The following is a 15,477-nucleotide window of genomic DNA, read 5'->3' on the forward strand; positions in this document are numbered from 1 at the left end:
CGGACAAGCACCGGGACGAACGCTCAGCCCAGCAGGATGCTGACCAGCCGCGCGGCCACGCGGGCGGTCCGGTTGTCAATGTCGAAGGCCGGGTTCAGTTCCGCCACGTCCGCGTGCAGCAGCTTGCCGCTGGCCACCACCTGACGGCAGACGGCACTGATCACCGGCAGCGGAACGCCGTACGCCGCCGGGGCGCTGACTCCCGGGGCCACCGCCGCCGGCAGCACATCCAGGTCGATGGTCAGGTACAGGACGTCGATCCCGCTGAGGAAATCCGCCACAAAGGCCTCGGCCGCGGCGGCGGTGCAGTCCTCGTCAAGGAGGTATTTCACCCCCAGCTCGTCGGCGGTGCTGAACAGTGCGCGCGTGTTGTTGGGTTCGGAAATTCCGACGACGGCGTACTTCAGTTCGCGCCCCGCGGCCGCTTCCGCGCGGGCCATCTGGAGGAACGGGGTCCCGGAGCTGGGGGCGGCCTCGTCCCGTAGGTCGAAGTGGGCATCAAGGTTGAGCACGCCCAGCCGCTGGCCATCGCGTACCGCCCGGGACCCTGCCACACCGAGGTAGCTGGCGTAGGCGGTTTCGTGGCCGCCGCCCAGCAGCACGGTGAGGCGGCCGCCGTCGAGCAGCGCCGCAACGGCGAGGCCGGCGCGGGCCTGGCCTGCCTCCAGTTCGCCGTCGCGGACCGCCACGTCGCCAGCGTCGGCGACTGGCCGCTCCGAGTGGTAGGCGAGCGGGCCCAGTGCACTGCGGATGGCCGCCGGTGCGGCCGCGGCTCCGGTCCTGCCCTTGTTCCGGCGCACGCCCTCGTCACTGCAGAAGCCGAGGATCACAGCGGGGCGCTGTGTGGAGGCGCCCAGCGAAGTCTTACCGGTGGCAGGCGTTACGGCCTGCCACCACCGGCGGTGGGCTTCGCCGTCGCCGTCGTAGCGGCCCGTCCAGGGGTGGGGTTGAACGTCAACGGAAAGCACGGGAAAGTCCATGCTTCAAGCTCACCGTACGGACACAGCGAAAGCCAGCAGCGCCGCCGTCGTGATGTCTGAAATACCGGAAACGACAGACCCGCGGGACGGTCGCTGCTACATGCCCAGCGCCTGCTCAATCGGGCCGATGGCGAAGAACAGGACGAAAGCGGCAGCTACGGCCCACATCAGCGGGTGCACTTCGCGGGCGCGGCCCTGGAAGGTGCGGATGAGGACGTAGGAGATGAAGCCGGCGCCCAGCCCATTGGCGATCGAGTAGGTGAACGGCATCAGCGTGAACGTGAGGAAGGCGGGCAGGGCGATGCCCCAGTCCTGCCAGTGAATCTTGCTGATTTGGGCCACCATCATGAAACCGACCACCACCAGGGCCGGGGCCACGGCCTCGAACGGCACGAGGTTGATGAGCGGGGTGAAGAACATGGCCACCAGGAACAGCAGGCCGGTCACGATCGAGGCCAGGCCGGTTCGCGCGCCTTCACCGATGCCCGCACCGGACTCGACGTAGATCTGGTTGGAGGAGACGGACGCGCCGCCGCCGACGATGGCGCCGAGGGCATCGACCTGCAGGACGCGGTCAACGTTGGGGATGTTGCCGTCCTTGTCCACGGTGCCGGCCTCGTTGGCCAGGCCCACCATGGTGCCCATCGCGTCGAAGAAGATGCTGAGCAGGATGACGAACGCGAGCAGGGCTGCGGCCACAACGCCCAGATGGCCGAAGGCGCCGATCGGGTTGGCCTTGCCGATCAGGGAGAGGTCGGGAGCGGCCCATTCGGTGAACGTGGGGGCAACCAGGGACCAGCCCTGCGGGTTGAAGTTTTTGCCGTCGAAGCTCGGGCCGATGTGGAGCGTGAACTCGAGGATGACCGCCAGGATGGTGGAGGCGACGATGCCGATCAGGATGGCGCCCTTGACGTTGCGCACCAGCAGGGCGATGGTCAGGATGAGGCCGAACACGAACACCAAGGTGGGCCAGCCCAGGAGCTTGCCGTCAAAGCCGAGACCCACCGGAACGGTGGTCCCTGCCGCGTCCGGAACGCGCCGGACGAAGCCGGCGTTGACCAGGCCGATGAGGGCGATGAACAGGCCGATGCCCACCACGATTGCGGTCTTGAGCCCGTCCGGGACGGCCCGGAACACGGCGGTCCGGAATCCGGTCAGGACCAGGATCATCATGGTGACGCCGGAGAGGACCACCAGGCCCATCATGTCCGGCCAGGTCAGGCCCGGGTTGGTAGCCACTGTCACGGCCACGAAGGCGTTGACTCCCAGGCCGGTGGCCATGGCGAAGGGGTGCTTGGCCCACGCGCCCATGAGGATGGTCAGGATGCCGGCAACAAAGGCGGTGACGGCAGCAACTGCCTGGAAACCGAGCGTGGCGCCGGAGGAGTCCGCAACGGACAGGATCAGGGGGTTCAGCACCACGATGTAGCTCATGGCAAAGAAGGTGGCAAAACCGCCGCGGATCTCGCGGGAGAGGTTGGACCCCCGTTCGGAAATCTTGAAGTACCGGTCCAGTGCAGAGCCCTGCTTGAGCATTAGTCCTCCGGTGAGAGAGTGTGGGGTTACTTGAATCCTAGTAGGTTGCCGGGTGCCTACCCGGTAAATTCGCCTAGTCTGTAAGGAAGTCAACACGAGGAGTAGTCCGCCCATGCGTTTCACCCGCCAGCTGCTGGCCGCCCTCCTTGGCGCGCTTGCGCTCGTCGCCCTGCTCCTCACGGCGGGACCCGCTTCCGCGCACGACGCCGCCGAGTCCAGCAGCCCGGCCGACGGCGCCACGGTGGCAACGGCTCCCGCCAAGGTCTCGATCACCTTCAACAACACCCCGCTCGGGCTCGGCGATGAGATCAAGGTGACCGATGCCGCCGGAACTGACTGGGCCGACGGCAAGGTGGAGATCGTGGACAACGTCGCGTCGCAGAAGCTGCGGGCAGGCGCACCTGCCGGGAAGTACACGGTGGTGTGGCGCGTGGTGAGCTCGGATTCCCATCCGATCGAGGGCACGTTCGCCTTTACCGCCACGGCCGCTGCGGCGGGGGCAACGTCGGCGCCCGTTCAGACCGTCGGTACGCCGCAGCCGGGAGCCACGCAGGCCACGGGAACAGCCCCGGATTCCTCGGAGCCGTTCCCGTGGAGCATCGTGGTGTTTGCGGCCGTGGCTCTCGGCCTGCTCATCATCCTCGGTGTGCTGGCACGCCGGAGGCTCGGCATCAGTGACGACGCCGACGACGGGGGAGCGGGGAAGTAGCGCCCGCTTCAGACAGCCGGGGCGGGCAGCGCCGGGAAGCTTCCGGTCAGCACCGACGGCACGCTGTCCGGATAGACCTTCGCCGAGATGGCCTGGCCCACCACCTTGGCCTGGCGCAGCACTTCCTTCGGCGTTGGCGTGATGAGCTCGCCCACACCGACCAGGTAAATGCCTATGGCGCGCATGGCTGCGACCAGGTTGGTGCCGATGGAGATGCCGAGGTCCGTGAGCATGCGCCGCAGTTGGCTGTGGGCGCAGCGCGTGAGCACAATGTGGTCGGCCAGGAGCACGCCGTCCGGGGTATGGACGGCCCAGCGGTGCAGTGAGGCTTCCGCGCCGGGCCCCATCTTGTCGAGCAACACGGCAGACGTGTCGCTGCGGATGTCCAGCTGGTGGCTTGACGCGTAGTTGCGCAGGTGCCGGAGGATTTCGTTCCGCTCCTGGATCGACGCCGCCTCGGCGTCGTCGCACCGCTGGTGCCCGGATTTCTGGAACGACCGGCCGTCGGGGGATTCCAGCCGGCTGACGATGATTGAATCAACTCCCCGGCGCCGGAGTTCCGTGGCGATTGCCAAACCGGGAAGTCCGGTGCCGATGACCACAGTGGTGGTCCGTTCTGCGCCGCTGAGACCAGGCATGCGTGACACTACAACTTCCTCCTCGAGAATTTCGAAGTGCAGGGCATCATCGCCGTGCACCGTCCACTGCCCCAGCAAGCAGACACAAGCCACCTCCGGCTGTGCGGTGGAGCACAATCCGGATCGATGGTGCCTCGACATTACAGAATTTTTTGGTCGCTGGATACCCTTCCGGAAACATTGGTTTGCAGGGCTTTGCACGGCGTCACCGGAGCGCCCTGAGCGGTGCCGGAGGAGCGCTCAGAAGGGGCGGAAAACAGACCTTCAGGGCCCCGTCGGGCGCGCTTGCTAAGAGGTCGCCGACCGAGAATAGTTGGTCTTAAGGCAGGCTGTGCATAACCGGGAACCGGACGGCCTGCCGGTGACGGCTAGACGGGCCGCTTCTGGCAGAATAGCCGCATCATCAGGCAGTATCGCGAGGAGGCGGACCGAATGGACGCACACGAATTGCATCCCGACCCGGCACGGGATGGCGGTGCCCGGCACGCGAGACCCGAAGGGATCGTCGTCGGCGTCGATGGTTCGGACCACGGCCAGTGCGCCCTCGTGTGGGCTGCCCGTGAAGCCGAACGCCGCCGTCGTCCCCTCCACATCGTCACCGCCTACTCGGTGCCCATCTTTGCCGCATCCGGACTCGACGGCGGCTACGCCACCGTGGACGATTCGGTGATCCGCGAGGGTGCCGAGGCCATCCTGCAGCATGCCGTGGACAAGGTGGCGGGCTACAACATCAACGTCAGTGCCTCGGTCGAGAACGGGGATGCGTCCGGCGTGCTGCTGGACCTGTCCGAATCCGCCGAGCTGCTGGTCTTCGGGACGCGGGGGCGGGGCGGCTTCGTAGGGCGGCTCCTCGGCTCCGTGAGCAGCGCGCTTCCGGCCCACGCCAAATGCCCCACGGTCACGGTTCCGCTGATCTGCTCCGACCGCCTGGGCGAGACCACCCAGGACAAACACATCCGGGCCGAGCAGGCCAAGGCCGGCCACGGCCCCGTGGAACAGGTCGTGGCGGTGGGGGTGGACGGGTCTGAGCAGGCCCGCGTCGCAGTCCTGGAAGCCGCGGAGCAGGCCGAACGCCTCGGAGCGCCGCTTCGCGTGATCTGCGCCGTGCCGCAGTACAGCGGATCCCTTGCCTGGGTTCCGGCACCGCTGGACCGGGAAGCGCTTTTCGCCGATATCCAGGTCCAGCTGAAGGCCGGGGTGGCCTGGCTGCAGAGCCACTTCCCGCGGCTGGCCATCGAGACCCGCCTGCTGGACGGCTCGCCCGTGGATGTGCTGGTGGAGGCCAGCCGGCACGTCGAGCTGATAGTCGTGGGAACCCGCGGCCGCGGCGGCTTTACCGGCATGCTCCTGGGGTCGACGTCGGACGGCGTCCTGCACCATGCCAAGAGCCCCGTGATGGTGGTCCCGGACCGCGAAGACCCCCGGCTCGCCGACCGCGCCAGCTTCGGACCGATGCTCGGCGCCTCGTAACGCATGAGCCGGCTGGTGCTCGGTCTCGGGGACCTCAGCGCCTCCATGCTGCCGCAGGCTGGCGGCAAGGCCGCCAACCTCGGCGAATTGCTCGCGGCTGGCCTCCCGGTGCCGGAGGGGTTCTGCCTGACCACTGAAGCCTACGCCCAGGCCGTGAGGCCGCTGGGGCTCGAAGAGGTGCACAGCGCTCTCCAGGACACCCCGGCCGATGACCTCGAAGCCCTCGCGGACCTGGCCGGCAGGGCTCGGAGCCTGATTGCGGGGCCAGAACTGCCGACGGCGATCGCCAGGGAAATACTCACGGCCTACCGGGCGCTGGACGGCGTTCCCGTCGCGGTGCGGTCCTCGGCCACGGCCGAGGACCTTCCCTTCGCCAGCTTTGCCGGCCAGCAGGACACCTACCTGAACGTCATCGACGCCGTCGCGCTGCTGGACGCCGTCCGGAAATGCTGGGCCTCGCTGTGGACTGACCGGGCAGTGGCATACCGCGCCAGCCGGAACATCGACCCCGCAACGGTGGCCCTCGCCGTCGTCGTCCAACGCATGGTGGACGCCGAGGCGGCGGGGGTGATGTTCACCGCCAACCCGGTCACCGGCCGGCGCCGGGAGGCTGTGATCGATGCCAGCTCCGGGCTCGGCGAAGCCGTCGTGTCGGGCGCCGTCAATCCGGACCACTTCGTCGTGGATACCGCATCCGGCGCCATCCTGCAGCGGCGCCTGGGCGACAAGCGGAGGGCTGTCCGGCCGCTGCCTGGGGGAGGCACCGAATACGTCGAGCAGGGCACAGCCCAGGGCGCGGGCACTGACCAGCCCTGCCTCACCGACGCGCAGATCCGGGAACTCGCAGCCCTGGGGAGCAAGGCCGAAGCCCACTATGGTGCCCCGCAGGACACGGAGTGGGCGCTCGACGGCGACGGTAAAGTCTGGCTGACGCAGTCCCGGCCCATCACCACGCTGTACCCGCTGCCGGAGAAGGCCCGTCCGGCAGAGAAGGACCCGCTGCCGGAGAAGGCCCGGGAACGGCGCAGCCCGGCGGAGGAGTTGCGGGTCTATCTGTGCTTCAGCCTCGCCCAGGGCCTCACCCGGCCGCTGACTCCGATGGGGCTTGCCGCCCTTAGGCGGATCGGCTCGTCGGTTGCTGCCGCCGCCGGCTTTGACGTACCGGACCCCCGCAGCGGGCCCCCGCCCTACTTCGAAGCCGGACAGCGCATCTTCGTCGACCTGACCGCCGCCGCGCGGAGCACCGTGGGCCGCCGGATCATCCCGAATGTCTTCGACGTCATGGAGGCGCGCTCCGCCAAGGTCCTCCGCAGCGTGTTCGACGACCCGCGACTCTCCATTACCCGCCGCACGCCCTGGGACCTCCTCAGGCACGTGGTCCCCCTCGCCGCCCGGGCCCGCGTCCCGGAAGCAGCGATCCGGGCGCTGGTCCGTCCCGAGGCGGCCCTCAAACGCCTGAACCGCTTCACCACGGAGTTCAACGCGACGCTGGAACTGCCCCAGGGGGCTTCCCCGCGCGCGCGGCTTGACCACGCCGAGGGGATACTCTCGCGGCTCTTCCCCAACCTTCCGGCCGTGCTCCCGCTGGCCGGCCTGGGCTTCGCCATGCTCGGGCTCGCCGGGAAGCTCCTTGGTGCCGGCAAACTTTTTGGTGCCGGCAAGGACAGCGCCGGGCAAGACAGTGCCGGCAAGGACAGTGCCGGGCCGGGCAGCGCCGGGCCGAACCGAAACATCGATCTCCAGCCCGTGCTCCGCGGTCTCCCCAACAACGTGACAACCGAGATGGATCTTGAGCTGTGGCGGATCGCCGTGGCGATCAGGTCCGACGCCGAATCGGTGGCCGCGCTCACCGGGCATCCCCCGACGGTGCTGGCGCAGCGCTTCGCCGCGGGCGATTTGCCGGCAGCAGCCCAAACCGGCCTGGCAGAATTCCTGGCCCGGTTCGGACACCGGGCTGTCGCCGAGATCGACGTCGGGATGCCCCGCTGGCGGGACGACCCCACCCATATTCTTGGTGTCCTGGCCAACTACCTCCGGCTGGAGGACCCGGAACGCGCCCCCGACCGGCAGTTCAGCAAGGCGGCGGCCGAAGCGGACGCACACATCGAGCGGCTCGTGGCCGAGGCCCGTTCGAGGGGACGCCTCCGCGCCATGGCCGTCCAGGCGGCGCTGCGGCGGGCGAGGCTCTTCGCCGGGCTGCGCGAACTTCCCAAGTTCCAGATCGTCCTGGCGCTGGCAGAGGTCCGGAAACAGTTGGCCGAAGTCGGCGCCGTGCTGGCGGAACAGAAACGGCTCGCCCGGGCAGATGACATCTTCTTCCTGGACTTTGCCGAAGCGAACCAGGCGCTGGACGGTGCAGACATGCAGGACCTCGTGGCGCAGCGGCAGGGGGCCTATTACCTGGAACTTGAGCGGCGCCACATTCCCCGGATGCTGCTCTCGGACGGAACGGAACCCGAAACGCTGCTTACCGCCGTCGGAACCGCCGACGCCGGGGCACTGTCCGGAAGCCCGGCGTCCGCGGGGACAGTGACAGCGCCCGCCCGCGTCATCCTCGACCCCGTGGGTGCCCACCTGGAACCGGGCGAGATCCTCGTGGCGCCGTCCACCGATCCGGGCTGGACCCCGCTGTTCCTCACGGCAGGCGGCCTGGTGATGGAGATGGGCGGCCCCAATTCCCATGGTGGCGTGGTCGCCCGGGAGTATGGCATCCCCGCCGTGGTGGGCGTCGCGGACGCCACCTCGCTGCTCAGGACGGGCCAGGAAGTGACGGTCGACGGCGGCGCTGGCACCGTGGTGCCCGGCGCCTAGGGGATCGGGACTGCTGAGGGGCTGGGCTACTGAAGTGCGTGGCGGCTGAGGCCGGCGGCTACTGGCGGTCCTGCGCCGGCTTTCCCCGCCGGATCTGCCGGACCACGAGCCAGGCCACGAAGATGGCCAGGGCGGCATACACGGCGAGGTTCAGGTAGCGGGAGTACTGCTCCACCATCGAGTACTGCCGGCCCAGCAGTACGCCGAGGCCGATCAGCGCTCCGTTCCAGATGGCGCTGCCGGCGATGGTGAAGAGGCTGAAGGTTCCCAGGTGCATCCTTTCGGCGCCCGCCGGCAACGAAATGAGGCTCCGCACGCCGGGAAGCAACCGGCCGAAGAAGATCGCCGACCTGCCGTGGCGGCGGAACCAGACGTCCGCGCGCTCGAAGTCCTCCCGGTCCATCAGCGGCAGCTTGGACAGCCAGCGGATCGAACGCTCCAGCCCCACCTTCGCGCCAAGGAAATACAGTGCAAGGGCGCCCACGTACGCCCCGAGTGTGCTGGTCACGAAGACCAGGGCCAGGTTGAGGGACCCCTGCCGGGTCAGGAACCCGGCCAACGGAAGAATCACTTCGCTGGGGATCGGCGGGAACACCGTCTCAAGGAGCGTAAAGAGGCCCACACCCCATTCCCCGAGCGACTCGATCGACTGGGCGGCAAAACCCACGAGGCCTGTCAGTTCGTCGGCGGGACTGGATGTGGCACCGGGAATGCGCATTGGCGAAGGCTCCTGGAAGCTGGAAAACGGCGTCCCACCCAGTCTGGCCCACCAGCCGGTATAGGCAAAGCCGACAGCCCGGCCGGGGGCTGCCACGAGGGAGGCCGAGGCGTACCCTGATGGTATGAGCTGCGACGTCGGAGCGGAGTTGACATGACTGCCATCTGGCTACGGTGGACGCCTGCCGTGGCCGTACCTGCTGTTATAGCTGCCGGAGTCCTGGCGGGGTCCCTGCCCGCGAGCGCCCGGGACCCGCTGCCAGAGAAGACACCGGCACAGGTGCTGGCGATGATCGGACAACACCAGACCAAGTCCTTCTCCGGCACGGTGGAACAGTCCTCCGAACTCGGCCTGCCCGATGTCCCCCAGGTAGGGCCCACCTCGGGTGCAGGCACGGGTTCCCTCGCCGAACTGCTGACCGGGCCACACACTGCCCGGGTCTACGTCGACGGACCAAGCAAGGCCAGGATCCAGGTGATGGACCGGATGGCCGAGCGCGACGCCGTCCGGCAAGGCAATGAACTGTGGCTATACAACTCCAAGGACAACACGGCCACCCACGTCACCCTTCCCGCGAATGCGTCGAAGGAATCCCGCAGCCACGACATGCCGGCAGGTGTGGCAACGCCGGAGGAACTGGCCACCAAGATGCTTGACAAGCTGGACGGCAGCACCGAGGTGTCGGTGGCCGAAACTACCGAGGTGGCAGGCAGGACGGCCTACAATCTGGTCCTCACGCCGCGGTCGGACGTGACGCTGGTGGGGTCCGTGGCTGTGGCCGTGGATGGTGAGAACGGCATGCCGCTGAGCGTGGAAGTGCGGGCGCGCGGGCAACAGGAGCCTGCATTCCGGACCGCGTTCTCCACCCTGACGCTCGGGGCCCCCGACGCGAGCCTGTTCAACTTCTCGCCGCCGCCGGGTGCCTCGGTGAAGGAACTTGCGGTGCCGGCGAAGCCCAGCGGCACGAAGGACCTGGCTGACAGGAATCGGACGCACAGGAATCACGCTGACAAGGATCTGGGCAGCAAGGATCCGGCCGACAAGCATTCAGCCCACAAGGACCTGCGCGGGCACGCCCCGACCGTAACCGGCTCAGGCTGGGAACGGATCATCGGCATCCCGGCCCCCTCCTCTTCCGCGCCGTCCGCGTCCCCTGAGTCTGGAAAGCAACCGGTCGACAGGCTGCTCAATGATCCCCTGCTTCGCCAGGCGACCGTGACTGTTGAGGGCGGCCGGGCCATCTCCACATCACTGGTCAATGTCCTGCTGGCCGACGACGGCCGGACGTTCGTTGGGTCCGTGCCCCTGGAGCGGCTCCAGGCCGCCGCTGCCGCGAGGTGACAGCCGCTGGCCGCGGCCCGGGTTCCGCAACTGACGCATGGGCACCCGCCGTACCGGAAACCAGCGCGCCCGCTTTCAGGGCAACGGGTAGCCCCGCCATAGAAACCAAGGGGCTGAGCAAGCGGTTTGGCCACCAGATGGCGGTCAACAGCATCGACCTGACTGTGCCCCGGGGCTCTGTCTTCGGTTTCCTCGGCCCCAACGGTTCCGGCAAGACCACCACCATCCGCATGATGCTCGGCCTCGCCGCCGCGACCGCGGGGGAGGTCAGGGTCCTGGGGCTGGATATGCCGCGGCAGTTGGATGAGGTCCTGCCCAGGGTGGGTGCGCTGGTGGAGGGTCCGGCTTTCTATCCGTTCCTCTCGGGCGCGGCAAATCTGCACCGCTTTGATGCAGCGGACCGCCATGCCGAGCCGTCCACCCGCCGCGCCCGGGTGGCCGAAGCGCTGGACCGCGTGGGGCTTTCCCATGCTGCCCGCAAGAAGGTGCGGGCCTACTCGCTCGGAATGAAGCAGCGGCTGGGAATCGCTAACGCGCTGCTGGCACGGCGCGAATTGCTGGTCCTGGACGAACCCACCAACGGGCTGGATCCGCAGGGCACGCGGGAGGTCCGGCACCTGGTGCGGTCCCTCGCCGCCGACGGCGCCACCGTGTTCGTGTCCAGCCACCTGCTCGCCGAAGTGGAGCAGATCTGCACGCACGCGGCGATCATGAGCGCTGGCCGGCTGGTGGCCCAGGGACCCCTGGCCGAACTCCGCCAGGCGGGCACCGCGCAGCTTCGCCTGCTGACGCCCGACGCCGGGACGGCCTCGGGCGTTTTGACGCGGTTCGGCTTATCCCCGGTCGTGGGACACCCCGACGGCGCCGACGCCGTCATCACGTCGAGCCTGCCTGTTGGCACCGGGTTCCGAGGTCCTGCGGATCACCCAGCGCCGGCAGGTGAACCATCCGCAAACGGAGGCGTGGCACCGGAAGCGATCGTGGCTGCCTTAGTGGCGGACGGGGTGCGTGTCCGCGGGTTCACGGTGGAGCGTGGCAGCCTGGAGGACCGCTTCGTGGCTTTGACGGGGGAGGGCTTCGATGTCGCACAGTGATGGGCCGCCAGTGCAGGAACCAACAGTGCAGCGGCTGATCGTGCAAAACAGCCAGGTGGCCGGTACCAGGCGCCGGCCGTCCAGCGGTTCACTGCTCGCCTCGGAGCTGAAGCAGCTGTTCCGCCGCCGCAGGACGCAGGCGATGCTTCTGGCGCTGGCTGCTATCCCGGTGGTGATCGCCGTCGTCGTCCGCGTTTCCTCAGCTGTTCCCCCGGGGAGGGGGCCCGCTTTCCTGGACCGGATCAGCCAGAACGGGCTGTTCGTTGCCGTCACGGCGATGCTGGTTTCCGTTCCGCTGTTCCTTCCGCTGACCATCGGCGTGGTCGCGGGGGACACCATTGCCGGGGAAGCCGGACTGGGCACGTTGCGGTACCTGCTTGTGGCACCTGCCGGAAGGGTGCGCCTGCTGCTGGTGAAGTATGCCGGGGCGGCTGTTTTTTGTCTTTCCGCGCCGTTGGCCGTGGCGCTCCGCCGGCGCGGGCATCGGGTGGGCGCTCTTCCCGGTGGGACCGGTGGCGCTGCTTTCGGGCGACCTGGTGGAACCGGACGAGGCGCTGGTCAGGATGCTGCTGATCGCCGCGTATCAGGCCGTATCCCTGCTGGGGTTGTCGGCCATCGGGCTGTTTCTGTCGACGCTGACCGACGTGCCCGTGGGCGCCATGGCTGCCACCATCGTCCTGTCCGTCGTATCCCAGGTGCTCGACCAGCTGCCCCAGCTGGAGTGGCTGCATCCGTGGCTGTTCACGCACTACTGGTTCGGCTTCGCAGACCTGCTTCGCCAGCCCATCGGCTGGGACTCGTTCGGTGACAACGCGCTGTTGCAGGCGGGCTACATCGCAGTGTTCGGCGCGCTCGCGTATGGCAGGTTCGTGAGCAAGGACGTGCTGTCCTAGGGATTGGTGGCCGGCTTCCGCCTAGGGGGTCTTGAAGAAGCGCGCGTTCCGCTAGTAGCGCGCGGCGACGGGGTGGAGCTGCATGCCGGCCATCATGCTCAGGTCAGTCACGGTGATGCCCGCGGACGGGTTCAGTGCCTGGACCACCTTGCCGCCGCCCAGGTAGATCGCCACATGGTAGAAACCCGGGGCCGATCCCCAGACGAGGAGATCGCCGGGCTGCGCCTGGGACAGGGGCACGTGGACGGGTGCCTGGGCGAACTGCTCCGCAGCCGTGCGCGGAAGCTGCTTTCCGATGGCTGCGAATGCGTTTTGGACCAGGCCGGAACAGTCGAAGCCGTACGCACCCGTCCCGCCGTACTGGTAGAAGTACGGTGATCCAACCTTGCCCATCGCCACCGAAATGGCCGCCTGGTTGGAACCGCCCGGAGAAGGGGCCGGCTGAACGGGCGCAGGGGCTGGCGCAGGTGCAGGAGCAGGCGCCGGGGCGGGGGCTGGTGCCGGCTGTACGGGTGCGGGAGCAGGGCGGACGGGTGCCGGGCGGGCCGGCGGCGCCGCAGGTGAAGGTGCTGAAGGAGACGCGGGAGAGGCCTGTGAAGGAGTGTTCTGGGAAGGAGCGGCCCGGGCCGGCGTCCGGCCCGGCGCGGCGGCGGATTCTTCCGCTGGGGCTGCACTCCCGTTGCCGGCCACCGCAGCATTCGCAGCCGCCGCCTTGTCTGCGGCCGCCTGGGTTGCGGCGGCCCGTTCGGCTGCCGCAGTCACGGCGGCGAGGCGGGCCTGCTGGCGCTGGCGCTCCAGCCCGTCCACGCGCGCGGATTCGAGCGCTGCCGTGGTGTTCCGCAGCGAGGCGAGCTGCCCCACGAGGACGGTCCGCTGCGCCTTGGCATCTGCCACTGCCTTCACCTGGGCTGCGTTGGCCTGGTCTGCCTCGGCCTTGAGCGACTCGGCGGTTTTCGCGGCGTCGTCTGCCGCGCGGCGGGCGTCGGCGGCAGCAGCGGTGAGTGATTCGGCGGCTGCGGCGGTGGTTTCGGCGGCGGCGAAGGCCCTGCTCCGGCCTGCGGTGAGGGCCTGCAGCGTTGCGGCCTTGGCGAGGACGTCGCCCGAGCCCGTGACCAGGCCGCTCAGCTCCGGATTAAGGCCGCCGTTCCGGTACAGGTCCCCGGCCAGCTGGCCCACGGCCTTACGGCTCTTGGACTGTTCCTTGTCCGCGGCAGCAGCCCTGGCCGTGGCCACGGCGGCCGCGGCCGACCTCGTGTCCAGCTCCACCAAGGCATTGCTGTAGGCGTTGTTGGCTTCGAGCGTCCGTGCGAACGTGACCTCCTGCGCCGCCGCGGCGTCGGCGAGGATGCCCTCAATGTCGGTGACCTTTGCCGCCGTCGCACTTTCACTGGACTTGGCGGCAGCGATGTCCTCCGGGGAGGGGATTTCCGCCGCCGGAACCGTCAGGGCCGTCGCCCCAAGGCCTGCAGTTGGCGGGGCAACCGCGAATGCCCGGTCAGCCCGGGCAGGTGCTGCAAGGGTTCCTAAGAGAACGACGGCGGTGCACAGGACAGCCGCTGTGCGGCCGGGGCCGGTCAAACTCATTCATAACCTCGCAAGTCAGGGCGGGGCGAACGAGTCGGGAGGCGGCACGGAAGTGCCCCTCGAAAGATGCCCAGCCCTCTGAGGTTAGGTGCCCATTTGCCACTTTGGCAACACTGGTCACATCAATAACATAAACAACACGAGTGTGATTTGGGTGCAGATGTGGCCAGCGTGTCGCGGAAACGTTGCTGAAAGGCCTAGTCCCACCCGAGTTCGTGAAGCCGCTGGTCGTCGATTCCGAAGTGATGGGCAATCTCGTGGATGACTGTTACCGCGACTTCCTCCACCACGTCCTCGCGTGAGGAACAGATGTCCAGGATGGGCTGGCGGTAGATGGTGATCCGGTCCGGCAGGGATCCCGCGTCCCACCAGGAGTCACGCTCGGTCAGGGGCACGCCTTCGTACAGTCCCAGGAGCACGGTGTCCGGGTCCTCGCCGGGCTGAGGGGCGTAATCGTCGTCGATGAACACCGCCACGTTGTCCATGGCCCGTGCCACCTCGGCCGGAAGCTGTTCGAGGGCGTCGCTGACGGCAGCCTCGAAGTCGGATTCGGACATTTCGAACCCCGACGGGTCGCCGGTTCCGTCCGGCACGATCGGGAGGCCGGGCGGCAGGTTTGCGGGCATATCCAAACTTTAGCGGGATCTCCGCCGGGTCAGCCCGACGCCGAGGAGGCAGGTGGCGCCGCCCACGAGTCCCCAGACAGTCGGGATCTCGCTGAGCACCAGCCAGGAGATCAGCACGGTGGTGCCGGGAACCAGATAGGTGGTGGCGGCCAGCTTCCCGGCGTCGATCAGGGACAGCGCGTAGGCCCAGGTGGTGAAGGCGATGGCGGTGGGGAAGATGCCCAGGTAGACCAGGCCAAGGGTCGCCGGCAGCGGTGCCGCCTGCAGCTCCGTCACAAGCTGGCCGCCGAAGGGCAGGCAGCAGAGCAGGCCCACCATGATTCCGAACCACGTGGCCTGCCCGGCCGGAAACTTTCGCAGCACGGGCTTCTGGATGATGACGCTGACTGCGGCGAGTGCAGCAGCGAGGAGGCAAAGCAGCACTCCGGCCACGTCCGCCGTCGAACGCGTCCCCGACCCCAACGCGATGACCGCGACGCCGCCGAACGCCACAAGGCTGCCAATGATCAGCCAGCGCGGAAATCCCTCCTTGAGGATGATGCCCGCCATCACGGCCACCAGGATGGGGTTCACGTTGATGAGCAGCGCGCTGGTTCCGGCGTCGAGGGAATGCTCCGCGGCGTTGAGCGCCACGTTGTATCCCGCGAACCACATGACGCCGTAGGCGAGGATCGGCCACCAGTCGCGGCCCCGCGGCAGCGCCCGCAGCTTTGGCAGTACCACCGCGCCGAGCACGACGGCGGCAATCGCCAGCCGCCCCAGCGTCAGGGCGCCGGGGGAGAAACTTGGGCCGACGGCGCGGATGCCCACGAAGGCGGAGGCCCAGAGCACCACGGTCACCACGACGGCGGCGACGCCCAGTGCGTTCACTGAAGAGGCAGGTTTTCCGGAAGAGGTTTCTTCTGGCGCCGATCCTCCAGTGGGGGGACCTTCGGGGGAATGGGGCTGGAGGGGGCTCGTGCCGGCGGTGGATGCCATGGTGCCAATCTAGCTCCGTTCCCCGCCCGATGGCTGGCGGAAATCGGCCATGTCTAGCCAAGAAACTGCCATTGTGGCAGGCCCCGATTTGTCTGCCGT

General features: G+C 68.4%; 12 protein-coding genes and 1 pseudogene. 6 read left to right on the forward strand and 7 right to left on the reverse strand.

The window, feature by feature from the left end; all coding sequences use genetic code 11:
- Positions 1-23: 23 nt before the first annotated feature.
- Both hutG and QF036_RS03855 read right to left on the reverse strand, forming a co-directional pair.
- The gene (gene hutG / locus QF036_RS03850) at positions 24-980 is read right to left on the reverse strand and encodes a formimidoylglutamase (RefSeq protein WP_307099398.1); all 957 of its coding nucleotides are present in this window, start codon (positions 978-980) and stop codon (positions 24-26) included.
- Between the two features lie 96 nt (positions 981-1,076).
- Positions 1,077-2,516, reverse strand: a complete 1,440-nt coding sequence (locus QF036_RS03855) for an NCS2 family permease (protein WP_307099400.1) — start codon at positions 2,514-2,516, stop codon at positions 1,077-1,079.
- Between the two features lie 112 nt (positions 2,517-2,628).
- Between QF036_RS03855 and QF036_RS03860 the strand changes: the two genes are divergently transcribed.
- Positions 2,629-3,225, forward strand: a complete 597-nt coding sequence (locus QF036_RS03860) for a copper resistance CopC family protein (RefSeq protein ID WP_307099402.1) — start codon at positions 2,629-2,631, stop codon at positions 3,223-3,225.
- Positions 3,226-3,233: 8 nt separating this feature from the next.
- Here QF036_RS03860 and QF036_RS03865 read toward each other — a convergent pair whose 3' ends face one another.
- Entirely contained in the window at positions 3,234-3,863 is a 630-nt protein-coding gene (locus QF036_RS03865; RefSeq protein ID WP_307105760.1) for an FAD-dependent monooxygenase, read from the reverse strand.
- Between the two features lie 432 nt (positions 3,864-4,295).
- Between QF036_RS03865 and QF036_RS03870 the strand changes: the two genes are divergently transcribed.
- Together QF036_RS03870 and QF036_RS03875 are read left to right on the forward strand one after the other, a co-directional pair.
- Complete coding sequence (locus tag QF036_RS03870) at positions 4,296-5,333, forward strand: universal stress protein (RefSeq protein ID WP_003799148.1); 1,038 nt, start codon at positions 4,296-4,298, stop codon at positions 5,331-5,333.
- 3 nt (positions 5,334-5,336) lie between these two features.
- On the forward strand, positions 5,337-8,144 hold the full coding sequence (locus QF036_RS03875) for a PEP/pyruvate-binding domain-containing protein (protein WP_307099404.1): 2,808 nt from the start codon (positions 5,337-5,339) through the stop codon (positions 8,142-8,144).
- A gap of 58 nt (positions 8,145-8,202) precedes the next feature.
- On the opposite strand, the gene QF036_RS03880 is transcribed toward QF036_RS03875, so the two are convergent.
- Complete coding sequence (locus QF036_RS03880) at positions 8,203-8,862, reverse strand: DedA family protein (protein ID WP_307099406.1); 660 nt, start codon at positions 8,860-8,862, stop codon at positions 8,203-8,205.
- Between the two features lie 153 nt (positions 8,863-9,015).
- Between QF036_RS03880 and QF036_RS03885 the strand changes: the two genes are divergently transcribed.
- From QF036_RS03885 to QF036_RS03895, 3 genes and pseudogenes are all read left to right on the forward strand, one after another.
- The gene (locus QF036_RS03885; RefSeq protein ID WP_307099408.1) at positions 9,016-10,203 is read left to right on the forward strand and encodes a LolA family protein; all 1,188 of its coding nucleotides are present in this window, start codon (positions 9,016-9,018) and stop codon (positions 10,201-10,203) included.
- 137 nt (positions 10,204-10,340) lie between these two features.
- Positions 10,341-11,297 (forward strand): ABC transporter ATP-binding protein, encoded by a 957-nt coding sequence (locus QF036_RS03890; RefSeq protein ID WP_307099410.1) that lies wholly within the window; start codon positions 10,341-10,343, stop codon positions 11,295-11,297.
- Between the two features lie 25 nt (positions 11,298-11,322).
- Positions 11,323-12,190, forward strand: a pseudogene (locus QF036_RS03895) (ABC transporter permease).
- A 51-nt stretch (positions 12,191-12,241) separates the two neighbouring features.
- Here the strand turns inward: QF036_RS03895 and QF036_RS03900 are convergent.
- The 3 genes from QF036_RS03900 to QF036_RS03910 all read right to left on the reverse strand — a co-directional run bounded on the left by QF036_RS03900 (position 12,242) and on the right by QF036_RS03910 (position 15,378).
- Positions 12,242-13,774, reverse strand: coding sequence for a C40 family peptidase (locus QF036_RS03900; RefSeq protein WP_307099412.1), 1,533 nt, complete (start codon positions 13,772-13,774; stop codon positions 12,242-12,244).
- 197 nt (positions 13,775-13,971) lie between these two features.
- Positions 13,972-14,400 carry a metallopeptidase family protein gene (locus QF036_RS03905; RefSeq protein ID WP_307099414.1) on the reverse strand — a complete coding sequence of 143 codons (429 nt, stop codon included), beginning with the start codon at positions 14,398-14,400 and terminating at the stop codon, positions 13,972-13,974.
- Between the two features lie 9 nt (positions 14,401-14,409).
- Positions 14,410-15,378: a DMT family transporter gene (locus QF036_RS03910; RefSeq protein WP_307099416.1), complete on the reverse strand. Its 969-nt coding sequence runs from the start codon at positions 15,376-15,378 to the stop codon at positions 14,410-14,412.
- Positions 15,379-15,477: the final 99 nt, after the last annotated feature.

The organism is Arthrobacter globiformis (assembly GCF_030817195.1).
Lineage (GTDB): Bacteria > Actinomycetota > Actinomycetes > Actinomycetales > Micrococcaceae > Arthrobacter > Arthrobacter globiformis_D.

Coding starts and splice junctions, on each gene's coding strand:
- QF036_RS03885 (WP_307099408.1), top strand. CDS start 9,016: ATGACTGCCATCTGGCTACGGTGGACGCCTGCCGTGGCCGTACCTGCT.
- QF036_RS03855 (WP_307099400.1), bottom strand. CDS start 2,516: ATGCTCAAGCAGGGCTCTGCACTGGACCGGTACTTCAAGATTTCCGAA.
- QF036_RS03900 (WP_307099412.1), bottom strand. CDS start 13,774: ATGAGTTTGACCGGCCCCGGCCGCACAGCGGCTGTCCTGTGCACCGCC.
- QF036_RS03870 (WP_003799148.1), top strand. CDS start 4,296: ATGGACGCACACGAATTGCATCCCGACCCGGCACGGGATGGCGGTGCC.
- QF036_RS03860 (WP_307099402.1), top strand. CDS start 2,629: ATGCGTTTCACCCGCCAGCTGCTGGCCGCCCTCCTTGGCGCGCTTGCG.
- QF036_RS03890 (WP_307099410.1), top strand. CDS start 10,341: ATGGCGGTCAACAGCATCGACCTGACTGTGCCCCGGGGCTCTGTCTTC.
- QF036_RS03910 (WP_307099416.1), bottom strand. CDS start 15,378: ATGGCATCCACCGCCGGCACGAGCCCCCTCCAGCCCCATTCCCCCGAA.
- hutG (WP_307099398.1), bottom strand. CDS start 980: ATGGACTTTCCCGTGCTTTCCGTTGACGTTCAACCCCACCCCTGGACG.
- QF036_RS03905 (WP_307099414.1), bottom strand. CDS start 14,400: ATGCCCGCAAACCTGCCGCCCGGCCTCCCGATCGTGCCGGACGGAACC.
- QF036_RS03880 (WP_307099406.1), bottom strand. CDS start 8,862: ATGCGCATTCCCGGTGCCACATCCAGTCCCGCCGACGAACTGACAGGC.
- QF036_RS03865 (WP_307105760.1), bottom strand. CDS start 3,863: ATGCCTGGTCTCAGCGGCGCAGAACGGACCACCACTGTGGTCATCGGC.
- QF036_RS03875 (WP_307099404.1), top strand. CDS start 5,337: ATGAGCCGGCTGGTGCTCGGTCTCGGGGACCTCAGCGCCTCCATGCTG.